10 protein-coding genes are annotated in these 14389 nt (G+C 68.2%); 8 read left to right on the top strand and 2 right to left on the bottom strand.

Annotated elements, in window-relative coordinates:
- Positions 1–71: 71 nt before the first annotated feature.
- Entirely contained in the window at positions 72–290 is a 219-nt protein-coding gene (locus GGR45_RS09275; protein WP_175311277.1) for a hypothetical protein, read from the bottom strand.
- A gap of 102 nt (positions 291–392) precedes the next feature.
- A complete protein-coding gene (locus GGR45_RS09270) occupies positions 393–872 on the bottom strand; it encodes a peroxiredoxin (RefSeq protein WP_175311374.1) in 480 nt (159 codons plus the stop codon).
- Between the two features lie 119 nt (positions 873–991).
- Between GGR45_RS09270 and GGR45_RS09265 the strand changes: the two genes are divergently transcribed.
- The 8 genes from GGR45_RS09265 to addA all read left to right on the top strand — a co-directional run bounded on the left by GGR45_RS09265 (position 992) and on the right by addA (position 14351).
- Entirely contained in the window at positions 992–1555 is a 564-nt protein-coding gene (locus GGR45_RS09265) for a YqgE/AlgH family protein (RefSeq protein WP_285138863.1), read from the top strand.
- Between the two features lie 132 nt (positions 1556–1687).
- On the top strand, positions 1688–3106 hold the full coding sequence (gene ahcY / locus GGR45_RS09260) for an adenosylhomocysteinase (protein ID WP_175311372.1): 1419 nt from the start codon (positions 1688–1690) through the stop codon (positions 3104–3106).
- A gap of 159 nt (positions 3107–3265) precedes the next feature.
- Positions 3266–5638, top strand: coding sequence for a sensor histidine kinase (locus tag GGR45_RS09255; RefSeq protein WP_175311371.1), 2373 nt, complete (start codon positions 3266–3268; stop codon positions 5636–5638).
- The gene (tsaE, locus tag GGR45_RS09250) at positions 5635–6081 is read left to right on the top strand and encodes a tRNA (adenosine(37)-N6)-threonylcarbamoyltransferase complex ATPase subunit type 1 TsaE (RefSeq protein ID WP_175311370.1); all 447 of its coding nucleotides are present in this window, start codon (positions 5635–5637) and stop codon (positions 6079–6081) included. Before GGR45_RS09255 ends, tsaE begins: the two co-directional genes overlap by 4 nt.
- The gene (locus GGR45_RS09245; RefSeq protein WP_175311488.1) at positions 6078–7046 is read left to right on the top strand and encodes an aminoglycoside phosphotransferase family protein; all 969 of its coding nucleotides are present in this window, start codon (positions 6078–6080) and stop codon (positions 7044–7046) included. The genes tsaE and GGR45_RS09245 overlap by 4 nt, the downstream gene beginning before the upstream one ends.
- On the top strand, positions 7043–7798 hold the full coding sequence (locus GGR45_RS09240) for a nucleotidyltransferase family protein (RefSeq protein ID WP_175311369.1): 756 nt from the start codon (positions 7043–7045) through the stop codon (positions 7796–7798). Before GGR45_RS09245 ends, GGR45_RS09240 begins: the two co-directional genes overlap by 4 nt.
- Complete coding sequence (locus tag GGR45_RS09235; protein WP_175311368.1) at positions 7791–10745, top strand: PD-(D/E)XK nuclease family protein; 2955 nt, start codon at positions 7791–7793, stop codon at positions 10743–10745. The genes GGR45_RS09240 and GGR45_RS09235 overlap by 8 nt, the downstream gene beginning before the upstream one ends.
- A 147-nt stretch (positions 10746–10892) precedes the next feature.
- Positions 10893–14351: a double-strand break repair helicase AddA gene (addA, locus tag GGR45_RS09230; protein ID WP_175311367.1), complete on the top strand. Its 3459-nt coding sequence runs from the start codon at positions 10893–10895 to the stop codon at positions 14349–14351.
- Positions 14352–14389 lie beyond the last annotated feature (38 nt).

Here is a 14389-nt window from a genome sequence, read left to right as displayed (position 1 = left end):
AGCTAAGCCCAGATACGCAGGCTGGCAAGCGGGCGCGGACGATGCCGGATCGTCCGCGCGCCAAAAAGGTGTCAGGCCCCCTGCGCCGAATTCTCGTCATCGCCGGGGGTGCGCAGCTTCGACGCGCCGAAGGCCGCGCCTGCGACGGCAGCCGCAACGCCCGCCGCGATTCCCGCAGCGGCGTAAGGGTGTTCCTTCATCTTGCCACCGGCCGCCTTGGCGGCGCCCTGCGCCTTTTCGGTGAAGCTCTTGGGCTCCGCCTGCTTCTCGGGGGGGACATAGGTGGTCATGGCCAAAGCTCCTGTCATTATGCCGGTCCGTGATGGCCAAAAAACGCCCGACGATCCCGCACTGTTCCACCCGCGATCCGACCGCTGGTGCGCTTGGCCCGATCAGAGGACGGAGAGGAGATGCTCGGCAGAGCTGACCTTGAACTCGCCCGGCGCCTCGACGAAAAGCTGTTCCACGACGCCGTCATGGACCAGCATGGTATAGCGCTGGCTGCGCGTGCCCATGCCGAATTTGGACCCGTCCAGCGTCAGGCCGATCGCCTTGGCGAAGTCGGCATTGCCGTCGGCCAACATGGTGATGGCGGTCGCGTCGTTGACCTGGCGCCAGGCCTTCATGACGAACGCGTCGTTGACGGCGGTGCAGGCGATCTCATCGACCCCCTTGGCCCTTATTGCATCCGCCTGGGCAAGGAAGCCGGGCAAATGCTGCGCGGAGCAGGTGGGGGTGAAGGCACCCGGTACCGCGAACAGCGCGACGCGCCGCCCCGCGAAATAGTCGGCCGTTTCGACCTGTTCGGGGCCTTCGTGCGTCACCTTGACCAGCGTGGCATCGGGCAGGCGGTCTCCGACCTTGATCGTCATCGTGCACATCCTTCGGGGCTTTGCCGCAGCACCGTGCCGGGGCGAGCGCGTTCATGGCGCACACCGCGTATAGATTTCAAGCATGGCGGGGCGGTGCGGCGATGCCTATAGTCCAAGGCGTGCATCAACTGACCTATCTCTCCGGCCAATTCCTCCTGGCCCTGCCTGGTATGGCCGACCCCCGTTTCGAACATGCCATCATTGCGATCTGCGCCCATGACGAGGGCGGGGCGCTCGGCATCGGGCTGGGCGCGACGATCGACGGCATCGGTTTCCACACCTTGCTCGACCAGTTCGAGATCGAACATGGCGATATCCCCGACGCGCCGGTCCATTATGGCGGCCCGGTCGAGCCCCGGCGCGGCTTCGTGCTGCACAGCCATGACTGGCAGGGGCAGGACAGCGTCGATGTCGGCGGCCGCTGGGTCCTGTCGAGCACGGTCGACGTGCTGCGCGCCATCGCCGAGGGGAACGGACCGTCGCAATGGATCGTCGCACTGGGCTATGCCGGGTGGGACGCCGGTCAGCTGGAGAAAGAGCTGGGCGAACCCGGTTGCTGGTTCAATGTCGGGGGCGAGCCGAAAATCCTGTTCGACGTGTCTGCCGAGGATCGCTGGCAGGCGGCTTTCGGTGCGGCCGGGGTTGATCCGCGCCAGCTGGTGACGGGCGGCGGGACGGCCTGACGGCGAAGTCGACAAAACGATATAAAGATATCTTTATATTTGATCCCTAAGGCGATCGCCGCTAAGGCGGGCGCCGTGCCGATCGGCGTGCGCGCGCGTCTTGGTCGGCCCCATTTTGCACGGAGTTTCGTCGTGTCCACGACTGCTGCCACCAAGAACGATTACGTCATCAAGGACATCAGCCTCGCTGATTTCGGCCGCGCCGAGATCAAGATCGCCGAGACCGAGATGCCCGGCCTGATGGCCCTGCGCGAGGAATTCGGCGCTGCTCAGCCGCTCAAGGGCGCGCGCATCACCGGCTCGCTGCACATGACGATCCAGACCGCCGTGCTGATCGAGACGCTGACCGCGCTCGGCGCCGATGTGCGCTGGGCGACCTGCAACATCTTCTCGACCCAGGACCATGCCGCCGCCGCGATCGCCGCTGCCGGCATCCCCGTCTTCGCCGTGAAGGGCGAGACGCTGGCCGAATATTGGGATTATGTCGGCGACATTTTCGACTGGGACAAGAATGGTGACGGCACCACCGCCAACATCATCCTGGACGATGGCGGCGACGCGACCATGTTCGCGCTGTGGGGCGCCAAGCTGGAAGCCGGTCAGACCTTCGGCGAGCCGGAGAATGAGGAAGAGGTCGAATTCCAGCGTTCGGTCAAGGCGTTCATCGCCAAGAAGCCGGGCTATCTGACCCAGACCGTCAAGAACCTGAAGGGCGTTTCGGAAGAGACGACGACCGGCGTTCACCGCCTGTACGAGATCGCGAAGAAGGGCGAACTGCCGTTCCCCGCCATCAACGTCAACGACTCGGTGACGAAGTCGAAGTTCGACAACCTGTACGGCTGCAAGGAATCGCTGGTCGACGCCATCCGTCGCGCCACCGACGTCATGCTGGCGGGCAAGGTCGCCGCGGTTGCCGGTTTCGGCGACGTGGGCAAGGGCTCGGCCCAGTCGCTCCGCAATGGCGGCGCGCGCGTGCTCGTGACCGAGATCGACCCGATCTGCGCACTGCAGGCGGCGATGGAAGGCTTCGAGGTCGTGACCATGGATGAGGCCGTGAAGCGCGCCGACATCTTCGTCACCGCGACCGGCAATGCCGACGTCATCACCGCCGATCACATGAAGGCGATGAAGCCCATGTCGATCGTCTGCAACATCGGCCACTTCGACTCCGAGATCCAGATCGCGGCGCTGTCGAACTACAAGTGGACCGAAGTGAAGCCCGGCACCGACCTGGTCGAATTCCCGGACGGCAAGCAGATCATCGTGCTGGCCAAGGGCCGCCTGGTGAACCTGGGCTGCGCGACCGGCCACCCGTCCTTCGTCATGTCGGCCTCGTTCACCAACCAGACGCTCGCCCAGATCGAGCTTTGGACCAAGGGCGAGAACTACAAGAACGAAGTCTATGTGCTCCCGAAGCACCTCGACGAGAAGGTCGCCGCGCTCCACCTCGAAAAGCTGGGCGTCCAGCTGTCGAAGCTGAGCGAGAAGCAGGCCGCTTATATCGGCGTGCCGGTCGAAGGCCCGTTCAAGCCGGATCATTATCGCTACTGATCCCGCATCGAGGTTTTTGCTCGAATGAGAGGGCCGTCCGAAAGGGCGGCCCTTTTTTCTTTGGCGGAACGCCGCGTCCTGGCGTCTTGGTTATGGCGTATCGCGAGCCGATCGGGCTAGAGATGCGTGGATGCAATGTTTCGGCACGGCCCCTCTCGGATGATTGCGATCGGTGATACCGAGGCGGTCCTGTTGGGCGCAGTGGCCTGCGCGCTGATCCTGATCGGCATGGTCCTGCTCTATCTGGGCGCGCGCGCGCGCGCCGAGGCGGCGACGGTGCGGCTGGAACGCGACCGGCTCGACGCCATGCTGCGTGCAGGCCCCGCCCAGGCGATGGTGATGCGCAGCGACGGGCGGATCGAAATGCCACGGCGGCTGGCGGACTGGCTCGGCCTCGCCGACGTCGCGCGCTTTCTGGAAGAACTGACCTATGACGATGCCGGGCTGAGCGCCGAAGATCAGTCGCTGCTGGCCGCCGACCTGACCGCCGCGCAGAAGACCGGGCGCCGCTTTCGCCGGATCGTCCGGCCGCAAGGTTCGTCCCGCACCCTGTTGTTCGATGGCGCGCGCGCGCCCGCCCATCAGGGCGCGGCCGGAGAGGTCGTCATCTGGGTCTTCGACATGACCGAGGCGCAGGACGAGATCGCCCGGCTCGACGGCGAGGCGCGGCGACTGGGCGACGCATTTCAGGCGCTGACCGGACTGATCGAGGCGGCACCGCTGCCTATGTGGTATCGCGGACCCGATCTGCGGCTGGCGATGGTCAACACCGCTTATGTCGAAGCGGTCGAGGGCCGGGACGCCGCCGATGTCGTCGGGCGCGGACTGGAACTGGTGGAAGGATCGGGGCGGGGCGGACCGCTGGCGGGCGCAGCGGCGGCGCGCGACCGGGGGCGACCCCATGAGCAGGTATTGCCAGCGACGATCGACGGTGCGCGGCGGGCGCTGCGTATTTATGATGTTCCGTTGCCGACCGGCGGGATCGCCGGGTTCGCGGTCGATATCGAGGATCTGGAACAGTCGCGCGCGGGCGCCAAGCGCTTTGCCGAGGCACAGCGCGCGATGCTCGACCGGCTGTCGGCGGCGGTCGCGCATTTCGGACCCGATCGCGGCCTCGTCTTCTGCAACCAGCCTTTCCGCCGCATGTTCGCGATGCGTGCCGAGTGGCTGGCCGATCATCCCGAATTCGACCGCGTCCTGGAACGGATGCGCGAGGCCAATCGCAGCCCCGAGGTCCGCGACTTCCCGGGCTGGAAGGCCGAGCGCGTGGGCTGGTTCCGCCAGGCGAGCGGCGGGATCGAGGAGCAATGGCATCTGCCCGGTGGCACGCATCTGCGCGTTGTGGCGCAGCCGCTTCCCGATGGCGGTCTGCTGATGATCTTCGAGGATCGGACCGAGGAAGTGCAACTTGCTTCCGCCCGCGACACGCTGCTGCGCGTGCGGACCGCGACCTTCGACAATCTGTTCGAGGCATTGGGCGTGTTCGCCGCCGATGGCCGGTTGCAACTGTGGAACAACCGTTTTCGAGCGCTTTGGGGCCTGGAAGAGGAATTCCTGACCGGCCATCCGCGGGTCGATCATTTTGCCGATCGGGTGGCTGAACGGCTGGCGACGCCGGGCCGCTCTGCGCTGATCGTCGATCTGGTCCGCTCGGCGACCATCGAGCGGCAGCAACGCGGTGGCCGTGTCACCTTTGCCGATGGACGACATTTCGAATTTGCGGGCGTGCCCCTGCCCGACGGCAATGCGTTGTTCACCCTGCTCGACATCACCGATAGCAGGCGTGCGGAGCAAGCCTTGCGCGATCGCGCCGACGCGCTGGAGGCGGCGGACAAGGTCAAGACGGCCTTCGTCGCCAATATGAGCTATGAGCTGCGCACGCCGCTGACCTCGATCAGCGGGTTTGCCGAGATGCTGCATGGTGGCTTTGCCGGGGCTTTGCCAGAGACGGCGACGACCTATGTCGAGGCGATCCTCGAATCCACCGAGCGGCTGGGCCTGCTGGTCGACGATGTACTCGATCTGACCCGCAGCCAGGCCGATGCGGATATCGCGCGGGACGATGTCGAACTTGCGCGCGTCGCGCGTGCGGCGGCCGATACGATCCGGCCGATCGCGGGACGGCGCAAGCTGGACTTCGCGGTCGAAATCCAGCGGTCGCTCGGTCGCGTCACCGGCGATCGCCGCCGGCTGCAGGAGGTGATCGAGCATCTTCTTCGCCACGCGGTCGAACAGACGCCGGAAGGGGGACGTATCCTGCTCCATGCCGATGGCGATTCGGGTCGCGCCCGTATCGTCGTGTCGGACGATGGGCAGGGAATGGACGAACAGGCGGTCACCCGCGCCTTTGACCGTTTCGCCGAACCCGGGATCAAGGCGACCGGGGAGCGTGCGCTGGGTCTGGGCCTGCCGCTCGCCAAGCAGTTCGTCGAGGCGCATGGCGGGACCATCACCCTGCTGTCCGCCCCGGGCGAGGGGACACTGATCACCGTCGAACTGCCCCGGCGCGTGATGGAAAAGGACAAGGGATGACGATCCGGCTGGCCGATGCCGCCGCCACCGAGGACTTCGGTCGGCGCCTCGCCGCGCATATTCGACCGGGGGACGTGGTCACACTGACCGGTATGCTGGGCGCTGGGAAAACCAGCCTCGCGCGCGGACTGCTTGCCGCGCTGGGGCTGCCGGGCGAGGCGCCCAGTCCCAGCTTCGCCATCGTCCAGCCCTATGCTCCGCCCGAGACGGCGATCCCGGTCCTGCACGTCGATCTCTACCGGCTCGACGGACCCGAGCAGATGGAGGAACTTGGGCTGGACGAGGCGCTGTGGGACTCCGCCCTGATCGTCGAATGGCCCGACCGGGCGGGCGAGGGCGCCTGGCCGCAAGCGCTGGCGCTGACCCTCGACATGGATGCGCGCGGCGGACGTATCTTGACAGCGCAGGTCCCCTCGGGCTGGGAAACGCGATGGCCGATATGACCCCTCCGGCGGATGCCGCCACCTTTCTGACGATGCTGGGATGGGAAGGGGCGGCGATCGTCCCGCTCGCCGGTGACGCCTCTTTCCGCCGTTATTTCCGGGTGACGCTGGGCGCGCGCCGCGCGGTGCTGATGGACGCACCGCCGCCGCATGAGGACCCGCGCCCGTTCATCGCCATCGCTCGCTGGCTGGTCGGTCGGGGTTTCGCGGCGCCCGCGATCCTGGGCGCCGACGAGGATCGCGGCCTGGTCCTGATCGAGGATTTCGGCGACGATCGGATGCGCGAGGCGATCGAGGCCGATCCCGATGCGACGGTCCGGCTCTATAGCGATGCGGTCGATCTTCTGGCCGCGCTGCGCCGCCACGCGCCCGAGGGGCTGGCCCCCTATGACGCCACCGTCCTCCATCGCGAGGTCGGGCTGTTTCCCGAATGGTACACGCCCGCTGTCGGCCTCGACGTCGATGTCGAGGGCTATCGCGCCGCGTGGGATCAGGTTTTCGCGCACGCCATCACCGACCATCCCGTGACCGTTTTGCGCGACTATCATGTAGAGAATTTGATGCTGGTCGGGCCGGAGCGCACGCTCGGCCTGCTGGACTTCCAGGATGCGCTGGCGGGGCATCCCGCCTATGATCTCGTCTCGCTGCTCCAGGATGCGCGCCGCGATGTCGAGCCGTCGATCGAACAGGCGATGCTGCAACGCTATCTGGCCACGACCGGCGAGGGCGATGCGTTCCTGAACGCCTATCACGTACTGGGTGCACAGCGGAACGCCAAGATTATCGGCATCTTCACCCGGCTTTGGAAGCGCGACGGCAAGCCGCGTTACCCGACGCTGTGCCCGCGTGTCTGGGCCTATCTGGAGCGCGATCTGTCGCAGCCGGTGCTGGCGCCGGTCGCGGCCTGGTTTGACGACAATGTGCCGCCCGAACTGCGCGGCGATCCCAAGGTGCTGTCCCGATGACCCGGCAACTCTCGCTCCGCCCGACACCTTCGGGTCAGGTGCCGCGCACCGCGATGGTGATGGCGGCGGGCCTGGGCAAGCGGATGCGCCCGCTGACCGCGACGCGGCCGAAGCCGCTGGTATCGGTGGCGGGCAAGCCGCTGATCGATCATGTGTTCGACCGGCTGGTTGCCGCTGGGGTCGAACGCGCGGTGGTCAATGTCCACTATCTCGCCGACCAGCTGGAAGCGCATCTGAAGGATCGCTTTCCGGGAATAGAGGTCATCATTTCGGACGAGCGCGAACAGCTGCTCGAAACCGGTGGCGGGCTGGTCAAGGCCAAGCCTCTGCTGGGCGACGATCCCATTCTGGTCATCAACAGTGACAATCTCTGGATCGACGGGCCGGTCGATGCGATCCGCCTGCTCGCTTCGCGCTGGGACGAGGAGACGATGGACGCGCTGCTGCTCATGGTCCCGCTGGCGCGCGCGCATAACCATGAAGGGCAGGGCGATTTCCATCTGGGTGCCGATGGCCGCATCACCGCGCGGCGTCAGCGCAGTCGCGTCGCGCCCTTTTCCTATACCGGGCTCCAGATCCTGCACCCGCGCCTGATCGCCGACGCGCCCGCGGGGCCGTTTTCGACCAACCTCTTCTGGGACCGTGCGATCGCAGCGGGTCGGGCTTACGGTCAGGTCCATCAGGGCCTGTGGTTCGATGTCGGCACGCCCCGCGCCATTCCCCAGACGGAGCTGATCCTCGCGGATGGCTGAGCCGCGGCGCCCGAGATTGCACACCATCCCGGCGCACCGCGGCTTTGCCGATGCGCTGGTTGCCGGGTTGATGCGGCGCAGCGGGGGTGATCCGCTGACGCTGGCGCAGGGCATGATCCTGCTGCCGACCAACCGCGGCGTCCGCGCGGTGACCGAGGCATTCGTGCGCGCGAGCGGCGGCGGCCTGATCCTGCCGCGCATGGTGGCGCTGGGCGACCCCGAACTGGGCGAGGCGGCGGGTTCCGCGCTCGACCCGGCGGATGCCGACGCGCCGCCGCCTCCGGCCATTTCGCCCTCAGCCCGGCGGATGATCCTGGCGCGTCTGGTCGAGCAGGAGCGGCAGCGCGCGGGTCATCCCGTGACGGCGGCCGAGGCCGTCCGGCTGGCGGGCGATCTGGCGCGGACGCTGGACCAGATGCTGGTCGAGGAGGTCGATCCGGCCGAACTTGCCGCGCTCGACCTCGGTCCCGAACTGACCGAACATTGGCAATCGGCGCTGGCGACCTTCTCGGTGGTGCTCGACCGTTGGCCCGCAGTGCTGGAGCGGATGGGACGGATCGATGCCGCCCGCCGTCGGACGCTGCTGCTCGACCGGATCAGCGCGCGGTGGCGGGACGAGCAGCCCGCCGGGTTCGTCTGTGCAGCGGGCGTCACCGATACGGCGCCTGCGGTCGCGCGGCTGCTGCGCTGCGTGTCGGAAATGCCGGGCGGCTCGGTGGTGTTCGCCGGGCTCGACCTGACCATGCCGGACGAAGAATGGAGTGCGCTCGGCCCGCACAAGCCCGATCCTGACACCGGCCGCACCCGCCGTTCGATCGAGACGCATCCGCAATATGCGCTCAAACTCCTGCTCGACCGGATGGGCGTCGGGCGGGGCGAGGTGACGGTCTGGCGTGGCGGCGGCGATTATGACGCCGGTGCAGCGCGCGGGCGGGCCATCGCCAACGCCATGGCCCCGGCGGATTTCACCGGCAAATGGACCGATCTGCCCGCCGAGGACCGGCGATTGTCGGGCGTCTCTACGATCGAACTGGCTACCCCGGCCGAGGAAGCGCAGGCGATCGCGCTGGCGCTGCGCGAGGCGATCGAGGAGCCGGGGCGTACCGCTGCGCTCGTGACGCCCGACCGCGCCCTGGCGCGGCGGGTTGCGGCACATTGTCGGCGCTGGGGGATACTGATCGACGATACGGCGGGCCGGCCCTTGTCGATCCTGTTGCCGGGCACATTCCTGCTGCAACTGGCCGAAGCGGCGGCGCAGCATTTCGCACCTCTGCCGCTGCTCGCGCTTCTCAAACATCCGCTGATCCACGGCAATATGGAGCGGGTCGAGTGGCTGGATGGCGTGCGCGCGCTCGATAAGGCCCTGCGCGGCCCGCGCCCCGCGCCGGGGCTGGAGGGGATCGCCGCGCATGTCGCCGACAAGCCGACCGCCTCGGCCTTCTGGACCAAGGCCGCGCCGATGCTGGAGGCGGTCGGACGGACCTTCGGCGACGGGCCGCAGGGGCTGCGCAGCCTGCTCGCCTGTCTGCGCGAATGCGGCCAGACGCTGTGCGGTGACGCGCTATGGACCGGGCCGCAGGGGCGCGCGGCGGCCGAGTTCCTGGCGGGTTACGAGGAGGAGGCCGATCACGGCCCCGCGCGTGTCGACCCGGCCGAGCTTCCCGGCCTTCTCCGCAGCCTTTTCGACGAGATCGCGGTGCGCGCCATCCCGCGCGAGGGGCAGCATCCGCGCCTCGCCATCTACGGCCCGATCGAGGCGCGGCTCCAGACCGCCGATCTGATGATCGCGGGCGGCTTGAACGAGGGCGTATGGCCGGGGCGGCCCGCGCCCGATCCGTGGCTGGCCCCGCGTATCCGCTCGCTATTGGGGCTGGTCGGGCTGGAACAGCGGATCGGTATCGCCGCGCATGATCTGGCGCAGGCGATGGGCGCGCCGCGTGCGATCCTGACCCGCGCACGCCGCGATGCGAGCGGGCCGACGCTCGCCTCGCGCTTCTGGCTACGCTTGCAGGCCATGGCGGGCGAGCGGTTCGAAGCGCATCCGAACCTGGCGCGCTGGGCGGTCGAGCTGGACCGGCCGGAGGATTACGCCCCCGTCGACCGCCCCGCGCCCAAGCCGCCCGCTGCACTTCGGCCGACTGCCATCTCCGTTACGGAGGTCGATCGGCTGAAGGCGGATCCTTACGCCTTCTACGCGCGTCGGGTGTTGCGTCTGTCGCCGCTCGACCCGGTGGATGCTGATCCCAGTGCGGCGTGGCGTGGTACCGCCGTCCACGACATTCTGGAGACGTGGTGGAAGGAGGACCGCTGCGACGTCGAGGCGCTGCGCCCGCGCGCGCTGGCGATGCTACGCGACCAGAACACCCATCCGATGATGAGGGCGCTGTGGCAGCCGCGCTTGATCGAGGCGATCGACTGGATTGCCAAGGAAGTCGCCATCAAGGCCGCGGAAGGCCGCCACGTCCTGAGCGCGGAAGGCAAGGGCGAGGCCAAGCTGGCGGGTGTCACGTTGACCGGCCGGTTCGACCGGATCGACAAGGCGGCGGACGGATCGTTGGTGGTGATCGATTACAAGACCGGCAAACCGCCCTCTACGACGGCGGTGCGCGAGGGGTTCAGCTTGCAGCTGGGCCTGCTCGGCCTGATCGCCGAGCGTGGCGGATTCGAGGGCGTGTCCGGCAAGGCGGGCGGGTTCGAATACTGGTCGCTCGGGCGTGGGCGCGAAGGGCTGGGCTATATCGCCACGCCGGTCGATCCCGATGGCAAGCGTGAACGTATCCGCACCGACGAGTTCGTCGGCATCGCGGCCGCGAACTTCGCCGAGGCGGCGGGCCAGTGGCTGACCGGCGATGCGCCGTTCACCGCCAAGCTGGTGCCGGAATATGCGCCCTATGCGGAATATGACCAGCTGATGCGGCGGGATGAATGGTATGGCCGTGATCGGTAAATCCCCACCTTTGTTCGCGCTGGGCGAAGTTGAAGCGCACGGGATGACTATCTTTCTGGGCGATGGCGGGGCGTGGCCTTCGACTTCGCTCAGGCTGAGCGGGGTAAGGGGCGTTTTCCGAACGGCCGGTCGCCAGGAGCAAGTCGCATGAGCGCCCGCCCCATGGCCAACCTCCCCCCGCTTAAGGGCGATCAGGCCGCCGCGAGCGATCCCGCCGCGCATGTCTGGCTGTCCGCCTCGGCGGGCACCGGCAAGACGCAGGTGCTCGCCGCGCGCGTGTTTCGCCTGCTGCTGCGCGGCGTGGCGCCCGAAGCGATCCTTTGCCTGACCTTCACCAAGGCCGGCGCGGCGGAAATGGCACAGCGGATCAACGGTCGCCTCGCCGCCTGGGTGCGGATGCCCGAAACCGAGCTGTTCGCCGATCTCAAGGCGCTGGGCGAGACTGCGACCCCGGAGTTGCGCGAACGGGCGCGGACATTGTTCGCGCGCGTGCTCGACGCGCCGGGCGGGGGGCTTCGCATCCAGACCATTCACGGCTTTTGTCAGGGCCTGCTTGCCGCCTTCCCGGTCGAGGCGGGTCTGGCCCCCGGTTTCCGACCGCTGGAGGCGCGCGAGGAGGCGGTACTGGCGCGCGAGGCGCTGGCCCGGATGCTGGAAACCGCCGAGCGCGAAGGCCGCGTTGGTCCGATCGAGACGGTCGGTGCGCTGTCGCTGCGGCTGGGCGAGGGTGGGGCGGAGGCCTTCCTGGCCGCCTGCGCTCGCGCGCCCGGATCACTGGAAGCATTGCCGACCGGCATCCAGCCGTGGCTCCGCCGCGCGCTCGACCTGCCCGCCGGCAATATCGACGAGGCGATTGCCGAAGGTGTCGAGGAGATCGACGAGGATGCGGTCGTCCGGCTGGCGGGCGCGAACCGCGCCTGGGGCACCGCTACCGGCGACAAGGCAGCGGCGACCTTGGAGCGCTGGATCGGCAGCGATCGCGCAGGCCGGGTGGCCTTGCTCGATGAGCTGATGGGCACGGTCTTCACCGCCAAGGGTGAGCCCCGCAAGGCGTCCAAGAAGCTGACCGATGCCGACCCCGATTATGAGGAGATGGCCCGCGAACTGGGCGAGGCGTGCCGTCATCTGCTGGGCCTCGCGGCGCGGGCACGTCATGCCGATCTGCTCGCCGACGCGCTGACCGTGGGGCGTGACTACGCGCGCGCCTATACCCTGTCCAAGCGCGCCATCGGTGCGGTCGATTTCGACGATCTGATCCGCACCACGGTCGAGCTGCTCGAACGGCCGGGGATCGGCGAATGGGTCCGCTATAAGCTGGACCAGGTGACCGAGCATGTCCTGATCGACGAGGCGCAGGATACCAACGCGCATCAATGGCGGATCGTGCGAGCCCTGGCCGACGAATTCTTCGTCGGACGCGGGCTCTATGCGCCCTCGACGCGGACGCTGTTCACTGTCGGCGACCACAAACAGGCGATCTTCGGATTCCAGGGCACCGACCCGATCAACTTCCGGGCGGCCGAGCTGCATTTTTCGCGCCGCGCCGGGGAGGTGGCGGGGGATGACGAGTGGCCACCCGAGGAGCGCGGCCTCCCCTTCAATCAATTGTCGCTGACCCACAGCTTCCGCTCGACCACCCCGATCCTGGAGTTTGTCGACGCCGCGATCGCGGCGCTGGGCGAGCCCGGAATGGGCATGGGCCACGAGGTCGAACGTCACGCCAGCGAGGTGAAAGGCCCCGGCCGCGTCACGCTCTGGCCGCCGGTCGTGGCGGGCGGCAGCGACGAGGACGAGGAAGGCTGGATCGATGATGCGGTGCGCAAGGTGGCCACCGACATCGCGCGCGCCGTCCGCCGCTGGCTGGATGACGGCGTCATGCTGGAAAGCAAGGGCCGCCGCCTTGAACCGCAGGATATCATGATCCTGGTCAAGCGACGCGGCGATCTCGCCTCGCTGATCGTCGCGCGACTCTATGCCGAAGGGGTGCCGGTCGCGGGTGTCGACCGGCTGCGGCTGAACGCGCCGCTGGCGGTACAGGATTTGCTGGCGACGGTGCGGTTCGCGCTCCAGCCCGAGGATGACCTGTCGCTGGCCTCGTTGCTGGTATCGCCGTTGATCGGCTGGTCGCAGGATCGGTTGATGGCGGCGGGCCACCGCGAGCGCGGATCGCTCTGGGCGCATCTGACGCGCACCTTGCCCGCCGAGGATCTGGCGCCGCTTCGCCAGATGCTGTCTCGGGCCGACGTGTCTACGCCGTACCAGTTTCTGGAGGAATTGCTGTCGGGGCCGCTCGATGGGCGGCGCAAGCTGATCCGTCGGCTTGGAACCGAGGCGCGCGATCCGATCGAGGAGTTGCTCAACGCCGCGCTGACCTTCGAAAGCACGACGACGCCCTCGCTCCAGCGCTTCCTCGACTGGTTCGATCGCGGCGATGTCGAGATCGTGCGCGACCCCTCCGCGCCGCTCGACGCGGTACGGGTGATGACCGCGCACGGGTCCAAGGGGTTGCAGGCCCCGCTGGTCATCCTTGCCGACGCCACCGCCGATCCGACCGCTTCGCCCCGCTCGATCCTGCGCTGGATGCCCGAGCCCGGCGCGCTGCCGATCCCGGTCTTCCCCCCGCGCGCCGAGGAGCGGGGCGGGCCGCTCGATGCGGTAGCGGCCGAGATCGCCGCGCGCGAACTCGCCGAGCATTGGCGGCTCTTCTACGTCGCGGCGACTCGGGCCGAGGAGCAGTTGGTGGTGGCGGGGGCGCTCGGCAAGCGGGCGGCCGGGGTGCCGCCGCTGCACAGCTGGTACGCCACCTGCGCCCGCGCGATGACTGCGCTGGGTGTGCCGGAGGTAGAGCCGGGCGACGGCCAATCCCGCCTGTTCCTGGGCAAGAAGCCACTGCCGCCGATCGCCCCGCGCGCGGATGTCGTCTTGGTGTCAGAGGTGCGCAAGGAGACGAAGCTACCCGAATGGATCCATGCGCCCGCGCCGCAGGAGTCGCGACCACCGCGTCCGCTCGCCCCCTCGCAACTGGGCGAAGACATGGTCGCCGATCCGCCACCGACGCCTGCAATGCGCGCCGCCGCCGAGCGCGGGCGGCTGATCCATTGCCTGCTCGAACGTGTGCCGCCGGTCGCCCCCGAACAGCGACGGGGGGCCGCGGAGCGCTGGCTGACCCAGGCGGCGGGGGTCGAGGACGCGGCCTTGCGTGCGGACGTGACCGATGCCGTTTTCGCGATCCTCGATGATCCGGCCTATGCCCCGCTATTCGGTCCCGGATCGCTGGCAGAGGCGCCGATCGCAGCAACGCTGGCCAATGGGCTCGTCGTATCCGGGCGGGTCGATCGACTGCTGATCGGTGCCGAGGGGATACGGCTGATCGACTATAAGACCGGGCGGCGCGCGCCAGGCGGGATCGGGGATGTGCCCGTGTTCCATCTGGCGCAGATGGCCGGCTATGCCGCCGCACTGGAGGTGATCTTTCCGGGACGCCCCGTATCGGTCGCGTTGCTCTACACGGCCGGCCCGCGCCTCATCACCGTGCCCGAGGCGGTGCTGGCCGTCCACAAGCCCGGCTATCGGGGCGGGGAGCAAAGCTTGGCCCTCGGTGGTTGAGCGGCGGTGCTCGGCGTCTTAAATCAACGGCAATTCAA

This window comes from Sphingomonas zeae (assembly GCF_014197135.1).
GTDB lineage: Bacteria > Pseudomonadota > Alphaproteobacteria > Sphingomonadales > Sphingomonadaceae > Sphingomonas > Sphingomonas zeae.
This window is presented reverse-complemented; position numbering and strand designations above follow the sequence as displayed.

Bases quoted from the DNA above. Each gene is read 5' to 3' on its own strand.
- GGR45_RS09275 (WP_175311277.1), bottom strand. From the start codon at position 290: ATGACCACCTATGTCCCCCCCGAGAAGCAGGCGGAGCCCAAGAGCTTC.
- GGR45_RS09270 (WP_175311374.1), bottom strand. From the start codon at position 872: ATGACGATCAAGGTCGGAGACCGCCTGCCCGATGCCACGCTGGTCAAG.
- GGR45_RS09255 (WP_175311371.1), top strand. From the start codon at position 3,266: ATGATTGCGATCGGTGATACCGAGGCGGTCCTGTTGGGCGCAGTGGCC.
- tsaE (WP_175311370.1), top strand. From the start codon at position 5,635: ATGACGATCCGGCTGGCCGATGCCGCCGCCACCGAGGACTTCGGTCGG.
- GGR45_RS09245 (WP_175311488.1), top strand. From the start codon at position 6,078: ATGACCCCTCCGGCGGATGCCGCCACCTTTCTGACGATGCTGGGATGG.
- GGR45_RS09240 (WP_175311369.1), top strand. From the start codon at position 7,043: ATGACCCGGCAACTCTCGCTCCGCCCGACACCTTCGGGTCAGGTGCCG.
- GGR45_RS09235 (WP_175311368.1), top strand. From the start codon at position 7,791: ATGGCTGAGCCGCGGCGCCCGAGATTGCACACCATCCCGGCGCACCGC.
- addA (WP_175311367.1), top strand. From the start codon at position 10,893: ATGAGCGCCCGCCCCATGGCCAACCTCCCCCCGCTTAAGGGCGATCAG.